The organism is Chryseobacterium sp. CG10_8 (assembly GCF_058117085.1).
Genome location: NZ_JBYVEB010000034.1, coordinates 1 through 17756 on the forward strand (window position 1 = coordinate 1; position 17756 = coordinate 17756).

Here is a 17756-nt window from a genome sequence, read left to right on the forward strand (position 1 = left end):
ATTTTTAAAACAAAAAAACATGAAAAGATTATTTTTTATTGCAGCTTTAGGAGTTGCTGGGTTAATGAGTGCCTCGAATTTACCAAGTGGTAGTTCTTCTTTAAATTTTAAAGTAGAAGTAAAATCTTCTGTTGGAACGTGTATTGTTAATATTTATAGGAATAATGCGGACGGAAGCAGAACATTGATAAAGTCTGATATTTCTTTGCAGGAATCTCAAGCCGCTTGTGAGATTCATGCTCAAAATGTGTTGCTGCAAGTGAAAAAGGAGTTAAGTAGCTCAGCTCTTAATTAGTAAGTAAGAAATACTAATAATGTTAAATCTAGCTAAATTGCAACCTAAGATTTGCAACTTTTAGCTAAATCAGCCTAGGACGAAAACTGAAGTTATTTTTTTTGGTTGTAAATTGTTTGCACTATTAGAATTTTTTTATAAAACTAGGTACATATTTTGTTGTATTTATCCTCAAATATGTGCCTTTTTATTTTTTTTATAATGAAGAATTTTTGTAATATATTGTTTCTTTTTGTGTTTGCTATTTCTTATTCTCAAGTAATTGACATTGATTATGAGTTTAGTGTATATAATGATTACATGAAACAGACATATGTTTTTCCAGCAAATCTAAAATTCGATACTTTGTCAAAGAAGAAGCTCTACAAAGTGCAGTTTGGTATTCCTGACGAAGTCGGTGACAAGCCTAATGTTTTCAATTCAACTAAGAAACCTACTTATTATCTTTTTTCAAAGCTCAATGATTCTATTTTAATTTTAGAATTAGTGCCAAATGTTGTAGAAAGAGAATATGTTTTTCTTGATAATTATGAAATGAAGTGGAAATTGAATGAAGAAACCAAGACAGTAAAAAATGTTGTCTTGAAGATGGCGGAAACTTTTTTTAGGGGAAGGCATTACACAGCATGGTATGATCCTAAGGTGAAAATTGATGAAGGACCGTGGAAGTTTAAGGGTTTATCGGGGCTTATATATGAAATTTATGATGATAGCAATAAATTTAAATGGATTTTGAAATCTTGGAAGGAAGTGAAAGACCCTATTCTGAACCCTTTTGAAAATTACCAGGGAGAGGTAACATCATTTCAAAAGTATCCTGAACTACGATATGGTCTTACCATAGATCTTAAGAATGAACTGTCAAAGATTCCAAATAATGATATTTTAGAGCAATACAGAGATGGATTAGAAATTAAATTTGAATGGGAGAAATGATTTTTTTAAGGTGTATTCTTTTTCTTACTTTTTTTTGTTCAATTTTCTGCAAATCGCAGAAAACTAAGATTTATTATGAAATTTCTTTCGTTTCAAATATTAATGATACAATAAAAACAAAAGAGCTAAGTATTTTAGAGGTTAATCCAGATTTTGGAACTTCTTATTTTTTTGGACTAGATAAAGAGGGTTTCAATACATCTATATTTAAAGATATTACAAGAAAAGAATTTTATACGTTTCAGCCAATGTATTTTCAAGAGTACAAAACAAGTTATGTCTATAAAGCTAATTGGAAACTGCTTGATAATGTGAAAAACATTTCTGGATTTAGATGTCAAAATGCGAGTTTAGATTTTGGTGGCCGAAAATGGGAGGCATGGTATTGTTCAGAAATACCAATTTTTGATGGTCCATATAAATTCGAGGGTTTACCTGGTTTAATATTGGAAATTTATTCGCTTGATGGGGAATATAGGTTTAATTTTAAGGGTATTGAAAAATCTAGTATATCTACTAATTTGCCGAATGCTTTGTCAGTTAGTAGTGAGTATCTTGCGAAGTTAAAACGAAAATTTATAGAGGATCCTTCAAGCTTTTTCAAATTCAAATTAAATGAGATGAAAGCTCAAAATATAGGAATGTCAGTTACTTTTGATGGTAAAGAGAGTAATAACGAAGATATTGCTAAAAATATCGATGAAAATTTTAAGCGCTGGAGGATGAGTCATAATAATTATATTGAAAAAAATGATGTTTGGGTAAAGTAAGACCAGTAATATTAAAAATCCGCTCTCGAAAGAGAGCGGATTTTTTTATCTTTACTAAAAAAACAATTGAGATATTTTCCATTGTAATTGTGTAGTTTTTTTTGAAAAAAAGGAAGATTAACAGCCAAAAGAATAATTGATGAAGACACGTTTAATTTATTTAGTTTTTATACTAATTTCCTGTTATTTTTTGGGGCAAAGTCCAAAAGTATCATCTGGAAAGTTAATAGAATATCCAGCTTTTCAATCCAAATATATTGGAAAGAGAATGGTGAGGGTCTGGGTACCTGATAGTTACGAAAAAAATCGAAAGTATCAGGTTTTATATGCTAATGATGGACAAATGCTTTGGGATGCTACTACAACTTGGAATAAGCAAGAATGGAGAATTGATGAAACTCTTGGAGAATTAATTCGGACTAACAAGGTAAAACCAACCATAGTGGTCGCTATCGACAATGCAGATGCCAGTCGACACAGCGAGTATTTTCCACAAAAACCTTTTGAAAGCTTGAAGTCATCGACTCAAGACTCGCTTTATCAATTGAATCGTTCGGAGAACCAAAAACTCTTTGCTCAGAAGGTGTATTCAGATCAATATCTAAAGTTTTTGGTAGAAGAATTAAAGCCTTTTATTGATACTCATTATTCAACTTTTAAGGATGCAAAACATACTTTTATCATGGGGAGTTCTATGGGAGGGCTCATCTCAATGTATGCTGCCTGTGAGTATCCAAAAGTTTTTGGTGGAGCAATTTGTCTTTCTACTCATTGGCCTGGAACTTTTTCAGCAAAAGACAATCCCATTCCAAATGCATTTTTTAATTATTTGACTAAGAATTTGCCAAATGCTAAAAGCAGTAAATTCTATTTCGACTACGGGACTGAAACTTTAGATGCACTTTATGAACCATTTCAACTTAAAGTTGATCAAATATTGAAATCCAAAAAGTATAGAAATAAAAATTGGGAAACATTAAAATTCGAAGGCAAAGATCATAGCGAAGCAGCTTGGTCAGAGCGTCTTGCCATTCCACTGACGTGGATGTTGAAGTAACAAAATTATTTTAATCAAATTTTATTCTCAGACTTGTTAAAATTCCAACAAAAAAGCTCGGAAACCATTTTTCCGAGCTTTATATGTAGATCTAACTATTTTGAATGCTTTAAATCCGCAATCTAATTTAATGACGCTTTCAAAAAATTAAGAATACTGCTTTTGATAATATTTCTGATAGTCTCCAGAAGTAACATTATTTAGCCAATCTTCGTTAGATAGGAACCAGTCAATCGTTTTAGAAAGGCCTTCTTCAAAAGTTACGCTTGGTTTCCAACCTAAATCTTGGTTCAGTTTTGTTGCATCAATAGCATATCTTTTATCATGGCCAGGTCTGTCTTTAACAAAAGTGATAAGTTTCAGAGAATAACCTTCTGGTTTGCCAGTTTTTTCGTCAACTTGTTTGATAAGCTCTTTTACCAAATCTATATTTTGCCACTCATTCCAACCGCCGATGTTATAAGTTTGACCAGTTTTTGATTCATGAAAAATTTTGAAAATTGCTTTTGCATGATCAATCACATAAAGCCAATCTCTAGTGTATTTCCCGTCACCATAAATTGGGAGAGGTTTTTCGTTAAGGATATTATGGATACAAAGTGGAATCAATTTTTCAGGGAAATGATTAGGTCCATAATTGTTAGAGCAGTTGGAAATAACAAATGGCAATCCATAGGTGTTACCGTAAGCTCTTACAAAATGGTCCGACGCTGCTTTACTCGCAGAATATGGTGATTTTGGGTCGTAAGAAGTTTCTTCTGTAAAGAAACCCGTTTCTCCTAGTGCTCCATAAACTTCATCTGTAGAAACATGGTAAAACAAGTTAGTTCTAGCTTCATCAGGGAAATTTCCATGAGTATGACCAGGATTTAGAGTCCAAAATTCTTTTGCTAAATTCAAAAGATTAGCTGTGCCGATAACATTAGTATTAATAAAAGCATTAGGGTTTGTAATACTTCTATCAACATGCGACTCTGCCGCTAAATGTACAATGGCATCAGGTTGATGCTTTTCGAATACTTTTCTTAGCTCATCGGCATTGGTAATATCTGCTTTTTCGAAAAAGTAGTTAGGTTCGTTTTCGATGTCAGTAAGATTTTCTAGGTTTCCTGCATAAGTAAGGGCGTCTAGATTAATGATATTAGTTTCAGGCAGATTTTTAACAAATTCTCTAACGACGTGAGAGCCAATAAATCCTGCTCCACCTGTAATAATAATATTTTTCATAAGTATTTATTTCTTTCTTGTTTGGATTTTGAACTTAATCAATTCCCAATTTTAGTTGATTGTTTTTCTGCCAATCGATTTATAATAAAATCCAGTGTTTTTTACTTGCTCTAAAGAGAACATGTTTCTTCCATCAAAGATGACTTTATTTTTCATTTTGGAACCCATCAATTCAAAATTAGGATTCTTGAACTCGCTCCATTCGGTGGCGATAAGTAGGCAATCTGCATCTTCTAAAGCAGAGTACATATTGTTAGTATATTCAATTTTATCTCCAATAATTTTTCTGACATTTTCTTCAGCAATAGTGTCATAAGCTACTACTTTTGCTCCTTTTTGTAGTAACAACTCAATATTATCCAATGAAGAAGCTTCTCTAATGTCGTCTGTATTAGCTTTGAAGGCTAGTCCCCACATTGCAATTTTTTTGCCAGAAATATTTCCTCCAAAATAGTTTTCGATATCGTCGATTAAGATTACTTTCTGTTTTTGATTGATATCTTCGGTTGCTTCTAAAATTTTGAAATCAAAGTTTTCCTGTTTTCCACTTTTGATTAGAGCTTTCACATCCTTAGGGAAACAGCTTCCGCCATATCCAATCCCTGGAAACAAGAAACGATGTCCAATTCTATCGTCACTTCCCATACCGAGTCTTACTTTGTCAACATCGGCTCCAACTTTCTCACAATAATTTGCAATTTCATTCATGAAAGTGATTTTCACTGCAAGGAAAGAGTTAGAAGCATATTTCGTAAGTTCTGATGATTTTTCATCCATAAAAATAATAGGAACACCAGTATTGGTGAATGGCTGATAAATTTTAGCCATAATGTTTTTTGCCTTTTCCGAACCACATCCAACAACTACTCTTGCCGGATTCATAGAATCTTCAACAGCAAATCCCTCTCTCAAAAACTCAGGATTAGATACTACATCAAAGGGAAGTTGCGTCTTAGCAGAAATAACTTCACTTACTCTATCAGCAGTTCCCACGGGAACTGTAGATTTGTTAACGACAACTTTGTAGCCGGTCATCATTTCTCCAATATCATTGGCCACTTTAAGAACATATGATAAATCTGCTGAACCATCTTCTCCAGGCGGAGTAGGTAAAGCAAGATATATTACCTCACATTGGTCAAGAGCTTCTTTAAGATTAGTTGTGAAAAATAATCTATTGGCTTGTATGTTTCGATGAAACATTTCTTCTAGCCCTGGTTCGTAGATAGGAACAATTCCCTGCTTCATTTTTTCTACCTTTTCGGCATCGATATCTACACAAAATACTGAATTGCCTAGCTCTGCTAAAGTCGTTCCGGTAACTAAGCCGACATAACCTGTACCAACTATTGTTATATTCATCTGGTTTTGATAAAATTTTTGCAAATTTAAGTTATTTATTTAATTCTTTAGATTTAAGTTTAGTCATTCTCTTTGTATTAGAGAATCAAGTATTTGCTCACAAAAAAGAAAATGCGTATATTTGCAACGGATTAACGGAAATGATATGGAAAGGCCTTCGAAAGAATGCCTTTTTTCGTAACTCCAATTTAGATTTTATAAAAATGCTGAAAGATAAAGTAGAACAGTTGCTTGCGGCTTTTTTCGAGAACAGGAAGGAGCTTTTTTTGGTGGATTTGAAGGTGTCCGCTGGTAATGATATCACGGTAATTATTGATGGAGATCAGTCGGTTTCTTTGCAAGATTGCCTTGATGCTAGTCGCGCAGTTGAGAATAATCTGGATAGAGAAGAGGAAGATTTTTCTTTACAAGTGATGTCTCCGGGATTAAGTGAGCCCTTGAAATTGGCAAGACAATATGGTAAAAACGTTGGAAGAGATTTAGAAATTATGCTCAAAGACGATACAATGGTAATAGGAGAATTAGCTGATGTCAACGAAACGGGTGTTGTATTGGTGATGCGCTACAGAAAGCCAAAAGAAGTAGGCAAAGGAAAAGTGGATGTAACAGAAGAGAGGATAATCTCTTTTGACGATATAAAAAGAACATTAGTACAAGTAAAATTTTAATAACAAGATGAAAATGGATGGCAATCATTCATTACTAATCATTTATCATTAATATAAGATATGGATAGTTTAGCGTTGATTGAAGCGTTTGGCGATTTTAAAGACGAAAAAAGCATCAGTAAGATTGATTTAATGGCGATTATAGAAGATTCGCTTAAAACCTTATTGAGAAAGAGATTTGATTCTGATGATCACTTTGATGTTATTGTTAATCCTGATAAAGGGGATTTCCAAATATTTTTGAATAAAACCATCGTAGAAGACGAGATGTCAGAAGATGATGATTTAGAAATCGAAATTACTGAAGCAAAGAAAATTGATCCAACTTTTGAAGTTGGTGAAGAGTACACTGTCGAGATCCCAATTGCTCAATTAGGAAGGAGAAGTATCCTTACTTTGAAGCAAATCCTGGCAACTAAGCTTCAAGAGCATAATAACGCTGCATTATACGAACAATTCCATGACAGAATTGGAGAGTTAGTTATTGGAGAAGTGCATCACATCAGAAAGCAACATGCAATCTTATTGGATGACGAAGGAAACGAATTTATTTTACCAAAAGAAAACCAAATTCCTTCTGACTTCTTCAAAAAGGGAGAAAACGTGAGAGCGATCATTGAAAAAGTTGATTTTAAAGGTTCTAAACCTCAAATCATCATTTCGAGAACGTCACCTGTTTTCTTAGAAAAACTTTTAGAATTTGAAATCCCAGAAATTCAAGATGGGACTATTATTCTGAAGAAGGTAGTAAGAATCCCTGGAGAAAAGGCAAAAATTGCTGTAGATGCATTTGATGACAGGATCGACCCTGTTGGAGCATGTGTTGGAGTAAAAGGTGCTAGAATCCACGGTGTTGTAAGAGAACTTAGAAACGAGAATATTGATGTTATCCAGTGGTCAAAGAATTCTGAAATTTTGGTAAAAAGAGCTTTGGGTAATGTTACAATCAATAAGATAGAACTTAATCAGGACGAAAATTACGCATTGGTGTACACTCCTGTAGATGAGATTTCTAAAGTTATTGGTAAGCAAGGTCAAAATATACGTTTGGCTTCACGACTTTCCGGCTTCGAAATCGATGTTTATAGAGAAACCAATGAAGACGACGATGTAGAATTGGCAGAATTTGATGATGAAATCGAAGCATGGATTATCAAAGAATTCCAAAAAGTAGGACTTAATACAGCAAGAAGCGTATTAGAGAAAGATACCGACGCACTTCTTAAAATGGTAGATTTGGAAGAAGAACAAATCGAAGAGGTGAAGTCAATTTTGAAAGAAGAGTTAGAAGGATAAGCACAACAGGACTCCTCTTTTGAACCTAAACAAAAATTTAAGCACTAAAGTAAATTATTTACATGCCAAAAAAAATAAGATTAATAAAAGCCGCAAAGGAATTTAATATTACAATGTCCAGGGTGGTGGAGTTTCTCCAGTCCAAAGGATTTGCAGTGGAAGAAAATCCCAATGCACAGTTAGAAGAAGTGGCTTATTCTGCTTTGGAGAGTGAGTTTGCGCTAGATAGCAAGCAAAGAAAAGCCTCTCATGAAGTAGTCATTACAAAAATTCCTGAAGAAAACTTGGTCATCGAAGAGAAGCAGGAGCCTCAAGTTATTAAGGCAAAAGCTGACATTCCTGAGACTAGGATTTTGGGTAAAATAGATTTAGGCGTTCAGAGTCCGCCTAAAGCAGAACCAGAGGTAGTTGTAGAACCAGAGGTTATTGTAGAAAAGGCTCCCGAAGTTAAAGAGGTCAAAGAGGTTGTTGAGCCAAAGCCAAAACAAGAATTTAAAGTTTTGGATAAAATCGAACTCCCTCATAGAGAAGATAGAAGGAAAAAACCTGTCGAAGAAAAGCCTGCGGAAGTGGTTGCACCTGTTGCCCCAATTGAACCAGTTGCCCCTGCTGTTGTAGAGGAGGTTAAAAAAGAAGAGCCTAAAGTAGAAGCACCAGCAGCGACACCTTCTGCAAATCCAGACAAAATTGAGACTGCTTACAAGAAATTGGAAGGTCCAAAAATTTTGAAAGAGAAAGTTGACCTTTCTAAGTTTGAAGAAAAACCTAAAGGCAACAAGAAGAAGAAGAGAAAAAGAATTGAGAAGCCTGCAACTCCAGGAACTGGTACCGCTACTACAACTGGTGGACAGAACAATAATAATCAAAACAGAGGACCAGGCGCTGGCAATAACAACAGACCAGGTAACAACAATAACCAAGCTGGAGCTCGAGGAAAGAAACCAGGTAGAAGAGGCGAAAGAGTAATGCCTGTAGAGCTTACCGATGAGCAGGTTAAAAATCAAATTAAAGAAACTTTGGAAAAACTAACCAATAAAGGTGGTAAATCCAAAGCATCTAAATATAGAAGAGAGAAAAGGTCTTATAGAAGAGAGCAAGACGAGTTACAACAAGAATTAGAAGCAAGAGATACAACTCTTAAAGTAACTGAGTTTATTACTGTCGGTGAATTGGCGAGCTTAATGGACGTTAATGCGACGGAAGTTATTTCAGCTTGTTTCTCACTTGGTGTAATGGTAACCATGAATCAGCGTTTGGAAGCAGATACTTTAACATTGGTTGCTGATGAATTTGGTTATAAAATCGAATTCTCTGATGCTGATATTGATGAAGAAACCACTCAGGAAGAACCAGATACCGAAGAGAGTTTATTGCCTAGAGCACCGATTGTTACCGTAATGGGACACGTTGACCACGGTAAGACCTCTTTATTGGATTACATTCGTAAGACCAACGTAATTGCTGGAGAGTCTGGAGGAATCACGCAGCATATTGGTGCGTATAATGTGAAATTGGAAAACGGTCAAAGAATTACATTCTTAGATACACCAGGGCACGAAGCCTTTACAGCGATGAGAGCGAGAGGGGCACAAGTAACCGATATTGTAATTATTGTAATTGCTGCGGACGACGATGTGATGCCACAAACCAAAGAAGCGATTTCTCACGCACAAGCAGCGGGAGTTCCAATGATTATTGCTTTGAATAAGGTTGATAAACCAAACTCCAATCCAGATAATATTCGTCAACAACTTTCTGGGATGAATATCTTAGTAGAAGAATGGGGAGGTAATGTTCAGTCTCAAGAAATTTCTGCTAAGTTTGGTAATAATATGGATGCGCTACTTGATAAAGTATTGCTTCAAGCCGAATTATTAGAATTAAAAGCTAATCCTAATAAGAGCGCTCAAGGTGTTGTTATTGAAGCTTCTTTAGATAAAGGAAGAGGATATGTTTCAACGATTTTGATTCAGAGTGGCACTTTGAAAGTTGGAGATTACGTACTTGCTGGTAAAAATCACGGTAAAGTTAAAGCAATGTTGGACGAAAGAGGTCGTAACCTTGAGTCCGCTGGACCATCTGTGCCAGTAACAATTTTAGGTTTAGACGGAGCACCAACAGCGGGAGACAGATTTAGAGTTTACGTTGATGAAAGCGAAGCTAAATCAATTGCGAACAAGCGCGAACAATTACAACGTGAATTATCCATCAGAACCAAGAAACACCTTACTCTGGTTGAATTAGGAAGAAGAATTGCACTTGGAGACTTCAAAGAATTGAATATTATCCTGAAAGGAGACGTGGATGGATCTGTAGAGGCGCTTTCTGATCAGTTGCAAAGATTATCTACAGAGGAAATCAGCATTAATATACTTCACAAAGGAGTTGGGCCAATTACTGAATCCGATGTTAACTTAGCTGCTGCATCCGACGCAATTATTATTGGCTTTAATGTAAGAGCTGGTGCTAATGCAAAAGACTTAGCTGATAGAGAAGAAATTGAGATTAGAACATACTCTGTTATCTATGCTGCAATTGAAGAGGTTAAAGAAGCGATGGAAGGAATGTTGTCACCAGAAATCAAAGAACAAGTAATTGGTAACGTGGAAATCCGTGAGATCTTTAAGATTTCTAAAGTTGGCACGATTGCTGGATGTATGGTTTTATCTGGCAAGATTACAAGAAACTCTAAAATTAGGTTGCTAAGAGACGGAATTGTCAAGCATGATGGAGTCTTAGAATCATTGAAGAGATTCAAAGACGATGTTAAAGAAGTAACCAAAGGATACGAATGTGGATTGAATATCAAAGGCTACAATGATATTGAAGTTGGAGATATTTTAGAAGTCTATGAAGAAGTGGCAGTTAAGAAGAAATTGAAGTAAGAAAAAGTTAACGCTACATAAACGCCTTACTACAAGCGTATACAACTAATAACCTTGTTAAGATATCTTAATTTCAGTTAAGATTCTTGACAAGGTTTTATTTTTTTTTAGTTTATTTGCAAAAGAATAACAAAAAATACTTATATTAAACAACCAAATTTTTTACAATAATAAATATGAATAGAAAAATATTACTTTTAGGAATACTTATTCCTTTTTTGAGTTTTTCGCAAACCGACAAAGAGAGAGCAGAGATCGCAAGTCACTCTGATAAACAAGCAAATGCGATTTTGGCACAGGAGTTACAGATTCAGGAGCAAGCTAGAAAGGAAAGATTAGCTAATTATCTTCAGGCAAATCCTGGATTTAATCCAATCATTAAAGACGATGAAACAGGAAAAGAGGAGGTAGTGGATATTTTGCCAAATGGCGAAAAAAAAATTCTTAAGACCTATAATAGTGGTGCTGCTACCACAGCCCGTGCAAAAGCATTGTATAATGGTGGAAGTTTAGGAATTAATGTACAAGGACAAAACATGATTGTTGGTGTTTGGGATGGAGGAACAGTAAGAAGTACTCATCAGGAGTTTATGGTAGGAGGAGTCTCTAAAGTGACCAATGGAGATGGGGCTGCAGTTGCAGATCATTCTACGCATGTTGGTGGTACCATTGCCGCACAAGGTATTGTAAGTAGTGTAAGAGGGTTGGCATTTAATTCTTCTCTTAAATCTTTTGACTGGAACGATGATGTAAATGAGATGATTACAGAAGCGCAGGGGGGGATGTTGGTGTCTAATCACTCATACGGGCCTAGTCTTACTGTTGCAGGGCAACTGTGGTTGCTTGGAGCTTATACTTCTGATGTTAAGACGATGGATACATTTTGTTTTAATAATCCGTATTATCTTCCAGTGATAGCGGCAGGTAATAGCAGAAACGATACGACAGTTCCATATTCTACTCAAATGTCTACAAAAGGAGGTTATGACCAAATTGCTGGGGAGGCTTTAGCTAAAAACACATTAGCAGTCGCTGCTATTGAGCAAGTTGATAGTTATGTTGACAGTAGTAGTGTTACAATGTCGTCTTTTAGTAGTTGGGGGCCATCAGATGATGGAAGAATTAAACCAGAAATTGCAATGAAAGGTGTTTCAGTAAGGTCGACGGGTAGCGCATCAGATACAACAGTAAGATATGATAACGGAACATCAATGGCTGCTCCTGGAATTTCAGGTGTGGTAGCTTTATTACAGCAGTACTACAATTCTTTGTATTCGTTTTACATGAGGTCAGCTACTGTAAAAGGATTGATTCTGCATACCGCCGATGAGGCAGGTGAGTATCCTGGTCCAGATTATAAATTTGGCTGGGGCTTGGTTAATGCGACAAAAGCTGCAGTTGCTATTAGAGACAAGAATTTAACAAGTAATGGTAGTGTAATTCAAGAGTTAAGTTTGTCATCAGGGTCAACGTTTACTAAAACAATATCCTCGACGTCTACTACTCCGTTGAAAGTGTCAATTTCATGGACTGATCCCGCTAGCGCAACTTTCAATTCTGGTAATGTCGATCCTACAACAAAGTATTTGGTTAATGATCTTGACGTAAAAGTAACATCGTCTTCGGGAACAATTTACTATCCTTGGAAGTTGCAAGGCATGTCTGCTCCATATGATCTTGCTTCTAACTCCTCGACAAATGATGTTGATAATTTTGAAAGAGTTGACATTAATAATCCTACAGGAACTTATACTATTACAGTTACGCATAAAGGGACTTTGTCAAGTGGGAGCCAAAATTATACATTAATAGTAACTGGCGGCGATTTAACAACCCTTGGTGTTAATGACCTTGATAGAAATCATGCATCACTTAGTATATATCCTATACCAACTAAAGGTACCCTGTTCGTTGATAATGCAAATGATTTGAATAACGAGGTAATTATCTTGGATATGTCTGGACGTGAAGTTAGCAAGGTAATTATTAAAAACGGAGCGATTGATGTTAAGGGTCTTAAGACTGGAAATTATATGCTAATTTTTACAGATCAAGATAACAACAAGATATCGACAAAGTTCACAAAAGAATAATCAAAAGGGAAGCTTGAATCAATAATTTTTTTGCTATTGCATATGTTAAAAATAATTAACATATTTGCAATGGTAACAGTAAAAATATTAAAAAATAGTTAATATGAATGTGAAATTACGAGTATTTAGTGCAGGTGTCCTCTTCTTTATAGGAGCGCAGTCACTTGTGGCACAGCAAAAACCAAGGGATACTACAAAAATCCAAGAGGTTATCATTGTTAACACAGGTTACACCAAGGTAAAAAAAGATCGAGTCTCGGGATCAATTGGCTCTTTGAAAGCGGAGGATATTGAAGATACTCCTGCGGCAACCTTGCAGCAATCTATGGTAGGGAAACTTGCGGGTGTTGATATTTCTTTTGGATCTGGTGCGCCAGGATCTAGCAAGTTTAGCGTAGATATTAGAGGAACTCAAAGTATTAATGGTACCGTAGATCCTCTTTATGTTGTGGATGGTATTCCGATTTCTGCTGGAGCATTTCAATTGTTGGATCAAAATAGTTTTGAAACAGTTGACTTTGTAAAAGACTTTGGTACTACCGCTCAATATGGTGCTTCTGGGGGAGGGGGAGTTGTGTTGATTACAACCAAAAAAGGAAGAAACAGAAGTAAGGCTTTGATAAGTTACAATGGGCAGACTGGGGTTTCAACAAGAGCTAAAGATAAAGTAACTCTTATGAACTCTGAGCAATGGAATACGTGGAGAAGAACGATGGGGTTAACAAATCCTTATACAGGAGATGCATATACGGATGAGTCTATTGCTGAGCTAGCAAAGACCAATACTAACTGGAAAGATCTTATGTTTAGAGATGCTATGTTTACGCAGCACAATTTAGAAGTTAGTGGTGGCTCTAGTGATATGACTTATTATACAAATTTGGGGTATTATAATCAAGATGGTATTATACAAGGATCTGGTTTTCAGAGGGTATCTGGCGTGTTGAATCTTAGTGCTACTGTAAGCCCTAAGTTTTCCATTACATTTAATAACAATATCACCTATGGTGTTAGAAGTGGTGTGACTCAAGAAAATGCTATCAATCTTAATAATCCGATTGTTGCATTATATTTGGCACCACCTAGTGATACTCCTTATCTTTCAAATGGTGCTTATAATACAGGTCCTGGAAAAGTTGGAGGAAATGCGTTGGAAACTATGAATACTAGAGTAAATCGATCAAAAGCTTTTAGAATTGTTTCTGGTTTAACTGGGGTATATAAGTTTACTGAGAATTTGTCCGCTAAACAAACTATTGGGGTTGACTTCAGAAATACAAACGGAGAAACTTACACTAATCCAGATACTTATTTAGGATCAATAACAACTCCAGGTAATTCTGGAGCAATTGGTAGGTCTAATGGTCAAGTTTCCTCGATTACAAGCGATACTTCACTAAGTTATACGAAGAATTTTGGAGGCAGACATGATTTTAATGCACTTGGATTGTATGAGTATTATGGAAAGTTTATTGAATCTTTTGGCTATACAGGGTATGGATTAAATAATCTTTATCATAATAGTCCTGCTGGAATACTCATTTCAGCAAATACAATACCAGCAGTTTCAGGTGGATCTACAAATTATCACAGATTAGCTTTTGTTGGAGTTGTTAATTATGCTTTTGATGATAAGTATAGTGTTAACGCTTCGGTTCGTAGAGAGAGCGCATCAAGCTTTGGAGAAAACTACAAATGGGGTACTTTCTGGGGAGCAGGATTTGCTTGGCAATTACATAAGGAAAACTTTATGAAAGGATTGACTTTTGTTGATCTTTTGAAACCAAGAATTTCTTACGGTGAAGTAGGCAATCCTCAAGATCCAGAGTATAATAGCCCTTATTTGACATCTAAAAACTATGCTAGTGATAGTTATAATAATGAAACAACTTTGTACCCTTCTTCTCCAGGGAATCCTGATTTCAAATGGGAAGTTGGTAGGGAAATTACAGGAGGTATAGATTTTGCTTTCTTCAAGAATCGTATTTCTGGTTCAGTGGATTATTTTAGAAGAAAAACCACAGATCTTTACATTACTAAATCACTTTCTGGAACTACTGGATTTAGTAGTATTACTAATTATAATGGAGGAGAAATGGAGAATAAGGGACTAGAAGTGCAGTTAAATTTCGGAGTGATTAAAAGTAACGATTTTAAATGGAACTTGTTTGGAAACTTTACCAATGTGAAGAATGAAATTTTGTCCTTAGGTGATGTAACTGAGTATGAATCGGGTACTTCTATTATTAAGGTAGGATTACCTTACGGAAGTCACTACATGGTCGGTTGGGCAGGTGTTGATGCTTCTAATGGGCAGCCTTTATATTATGATATAAACGGAAATATAACAAATGTATATTCTGATTCTAATGCTACTGCAAACTGGGGTTCTTACAAACCAGAGATTTATGGAGGTTTTGGTACTGAAGTTCAATATAAGGGAGTTAGCTTGAATGCTAATTTCAGATATAAGGCAAAGTATTTCAGATTTAATAATGAATCTTATTTCTTGGAAAATCCAAATTTCTCACAATATAACCAGTCAACTAATATGCTTAATATGTGGACTACTCCTGGTCAGATAACTGAAGTTCAAGGTGCTGCATTTCCAAGACAGTTTAGTTCTAAGGATATTGAGGATGCATCTTTCCTACGATTGCAAGAAGTTAGACTTAATTATCGAGTACCAAAACATGTGTTAGGTGATTTCTTGTCAAGTATTGATATTTTTGTGATTGCAAATAATCTTTATACTTGGACAAAATGGACAGGTCTAGATCCAGATGATGATAATAATATTGGACAATATGAATATCCTTTGTCTCGAACAATTACTTTTGGGGCTAGAATTAATTTTTAATTTCAATAAAATAAATATAAAAATATGAACAAATTAAAATATTTAATATTTTCTTCGATAGCTTTGTTTTTAATTGGATGTACAGATTTGATCCATGATGATTTAGATCCAGATTCTGTTATTGAAGAGAATGTTTTCAAAACGGTTGATAATGCGCAGAAAGTAGTTCTGTCTGCATATTCAGGTATGCCGCTAAATGCTAGTATATATGCACAAGCTTTGATGACGGATGAATTACATTTTTCTTCTCAAAACAATGGGCAAGGTAAGGAAGTTCATTCTTGGACTTTTACAAGTGGTACAGGAGAGTTTGCAAGTGTTTGGTATGGGGCTTATGGTTCAATTCTTAGTGCAAACAAGTATTTATTGAATTTTGATCAAATTAGTACGGTTACTGCAGATGATGTTGAATTAAAAAATCAGTTGAAAGGTGAGGCCCTTGCTCTTAGAGCGTTTAATCATTTTTTACTAGTCAGATCTTTTTCTCCCAAGTATAATGCATCTGCAATGGGTATTCCTTATGTTGTAGGAGATGATATTTATGCAACGCCAGCGAGGCCGACAATGGCTGCTACTTATCAGGCTATTATGGATGATGCAAATGCAGCTTATCCATTATTGGAAAATCAAACATCAAAAACAAGATTTACACAAGCTGCTGTTAGAGCGATGCAAGCTTACATTGCGTTAGAAATGGGTGACTTTAGTTCTGCAATTACATATGCTGACGCTGCTTTGGCTTTTAATAATACGTTAGCAAGTAATATAGCGCAAAATCAGGCAATTTGGACAGATACTAATACAGATGAGTTGTATTTTTATCAAGTAAATGTGGTAGGTTCAGCCTCTGCTGCTCCTGGTAAACTTTTTACTACTGATTTGCCTTCTAATGGGGGATTAATATATTGGAATCCTGGAGTTACGCTTTATAGTAAATTTGCTGCTACTGATTATCGAAGAACAAGATATTTTGCTGGTACAGCTTCTTCACCATATTCTAACTTTATTGTAAATAAATATCCTGGAGTTAGTGGTAATTATGGTATTAACAATATTAAGATTTTTAGAGTAGCTGATATGAGGCTAGTCAAAGCAGAGGCTTATGCTAGAATGTCAACTCCAGATTTGTCAAATTCATATGATCAATATAGACTGGTTAGAACAGCACGTAATGCAGGGACATCCACAGTTTTTACAAGTGCTTCAGATGCTTTAGCTAAGGTTTTGGAGGAGAGATGGAAAGAATTTGCATGGGAAGGATCTAGACTGTTTGATTTAAAGCGAAATGGGATGTTGATTACAAGAATGGGGGATGACATATATTCCCTTAACCCAGTAGCGACGTTATCAGATATCAATCGATATACCTATCCTATTCCAACTTCAGAGGTTCAAGCTAATCCGAATATGGTGCAAAATGCAGGTTATTAATTTTAATAAAAAATTTTGATTATGAAAAATTTAATTATGTTAGTGTTAGGCTTAATGGTAGCTGTGGGTTGCTCAGATGTAGATCCTGCTTACTATGATGGTGAGTCAATGCTTAACTTTAATAAGGGAACGACGGGTTCCAGTTTAGTAATTGCTGGGACAGGCTATACAGATAAAGTTATTGATTACGGTGTAATTAAGGCTGTTACAGATTCACATGATGTACAGTTGGTTTTTGATGCAGCTAATTCTACGGCTGTTCAAGGGGTTGATTTTCAAATTTTAGATGGAAGCGACCAACTTACAAGCGGAGAGGTTGCTGGAGAGTTTATTGTGCGTATTTTGGAAACAGGAATGTCTGTGGTGCCAAAGACAGCTGTATTTACTTTGAAATCTTCAACATTACCTTCAGCAATGTTTGATCAGACTTATACCTTGTCAATGGCATTGACTTGCCCTGTGACTTCTTTTGTAGGTGACTTTAGGGCAAAAGTGCAATTTTTTAGTTATGCACAATGGGATCAACCTATTTTGCAGGGAACAACAACGTCTACAGTTACAACAATTGTATTAGATGATTATTTTGAAGTAGGCTATGACATAGTATTGTATTATGACAAAAGCACTGGTTATGTTTGGACTGAAGGGGCGAAACAAGCTACAGGATATGTTAGTGCGACTTATGGTATGGTTTATTTTGAGATAGATCCACCGGCTGATGCTGAGTATGCTTCACAATTAGACATGTGTGCTAGGACAATGACATTAAGACCATATATGTCAGTTTCTGCTGGTTACTTTGATGGGATGCCCGCGTCATCTGGAGGTCCGTCAGGAGTGCAACCATTCACAGATACCTTTGTTGGATTATAAAAG

Annotated in this window: 13 protein-coding genes; 11 read left to right on the forward strand and 2 right to left on the reverse strand. The window is 35.5% G+C overall.

Annotation, left to right across the window (positions count from 1 at the left end; genetic code table 11):
- The first annotated feature begins 19 nt into the window (after window positions 1–19).
- The 4 genes from AC4AGG_RS07490 (at window position 20) to AC4AGG_RS07505 (ending at window position 3058) form a co-directional block, all read left to right on the forward strand.
- A complete protein-coding gene (locus AC4AGG_RS07490) occupies window positions 20–295 on the forward strand; it encodes a hypothetical protein (RefSeq protein ID WP_489771373.1) in 276 nt (91 codons plus the stop codon).
- A gap of 300 nt (window positions 296–595) precedes the next feature.
- Window positions 596–1231 (forward strand): GLPGLI family protein, encoded by a 636-nt coding sequence (locus AC4AGG_RS07495; protein WP_489771374.1) that lies wholly within the window; start codon window positions 596–598, stop codon window positions 1229–1231.
- Window positions 1219–2001, forward strand: coding sequence for a GLPGLI family protein (locus tag AC4AGG_RS07500; RefSeq protein WP_489771375.1), 783 nt, complete (start codon window positions 1219–1221; stop codon window positions 1999–2001). Before AC4AGG_RS07495 ends, AC4AGG_RS07500 begins: the two co-directional genes overlap by 13 nt.
- Before the next feature lie 139 nt (window positions 2002–2140).
- Window positions 2141–3058: an alpha/beta hydrolase gene (locus AC4AGG_RS07505; protein WP_489771376.1), complete on the forward strand. Its 918-nt coding sequence runs from the start codon at window positions 2141–2143 to the stop codon at window positions 3056–3058.
- Between the two features lie 147 nt (window positions 3059–3205).
- On the opposite strand, the gene rfbB is transcribed toward AC4AGG_RS07505, so the two are convergent.
- Both rfbB and AC4AGG_RS07515 read right to left on the reverse strand, forming a co-directional pair.
- Window positions 3206–4285, reverse strand: coding sequence for a dTDP-glucose 4,6-dehydratase (gene rfbB, locus AC4AGG_RS07510; RefSeq protein ID WP_489771377.1), 1080 nt, complete (start codon window positions 4283–4285; stop codon window positions 3206–3208).
- Between the two features lie 51 nt (window positions 4286–4336).
- A complete protein-coding gene (locus AC4AGG_RS07515; RefSeq protein ID WP_489771378.1) occupies window positions 4337–5647 on the reverse strand; it encodes a UDP-glucose dehydrogenase family protein in 1311 nt (436 codons plus the stop codon).
- 203 nt (window positions 5648–5850) lie between these two features.
- On the opposite strand from AC4AGG_RS07515, the gene rimP reads away from it, so the two are divergent.
- From rimP to AC4AGG_RS07550, 7 genes are all read left to right on the forward strand, one after another.
- Window positions 5851–6315: a ribosome assembly cofactor RimP gene (gene rimP / locus AC4AGG_RS07520; RefSeq protein ID WP_489771379.1), complete on the forward strand. Its 465-nt coding sequence runs from the start codon at window positions 5851–5853 to the stop codon at window positions 6313–6315.
- A gap of 60 nt (window positions 6316–6375) precedes the next feature.
- A complete protein-coding gene (nusA, locus tag AC4AGG_RS07525; protein WP_489771380.1) occupies window positions 6376–7611 on the forward strand; it encodes a transcription termination factor NusA in 1236 nt (411 codons plus the stop codon).
- A 62-nt stretch (window positions 7612–7673) separates the two neighbouring features.
- A complete protein-coding gene (gene infB / locus AC4AGG_RS07530) occupies window positions 7674–10496 on the forward strand; it encodes a translation initiation factor IF-2 (RefSeq protein ID WP_489771381.1) in 2823 nt (940 codons plus the stop codon).
- A gap of 176 nt (window positions 10497–10672) precedes the next feature.
- Window positions 10673–12589, forward strand: a complete 1917-nt coding sequence (locus tag AC4AGG_RS07535; RefSeq protein ID WP_489771382.1) for a S8 family serine peptidase — start codon at window positions 10673–10675, stop codon at window positions 12587–12589.
- A gap of 103 nt (window positions 12590–12692) precedes the next feature.
- Entirely contained in the window at window positions 12693–15449 is a 2757-nt protein-coding gene (locus tag AC4AGG_RS07540; RefSeq protein ID WP_489771383.1) for a SusC/RagA family TonB-linked outer membrane protein, read from the forward strand.
- Between the two features lie 24 nt (window positions 15450–15473).
- Entirely contained in the window at window positions 15474–16880 is a 1407-nt protein-coding gene (locus AC4AGG_RS07545) for a RagB/SusD family nutrient uptake outer membrane protein (RefSeq protein ID WP_489771384.1), read from the forward strand.
- Window positions 16881–16916: 36 nt separating this feature from the next.
- The gene (locus AC4AGG_RS07550; protein WP_489771385.1) at window positions 16917–17753 is read left to right on the forward strand and encodes a hypothetical protein; all 837 of its coding nucleotides are present in this window, start codon (window positions 16917–16919) and stop codon (window positions 17751–17753) included.
- Window positions 17754–17756 lie beyond the last annotated feature (3 nt).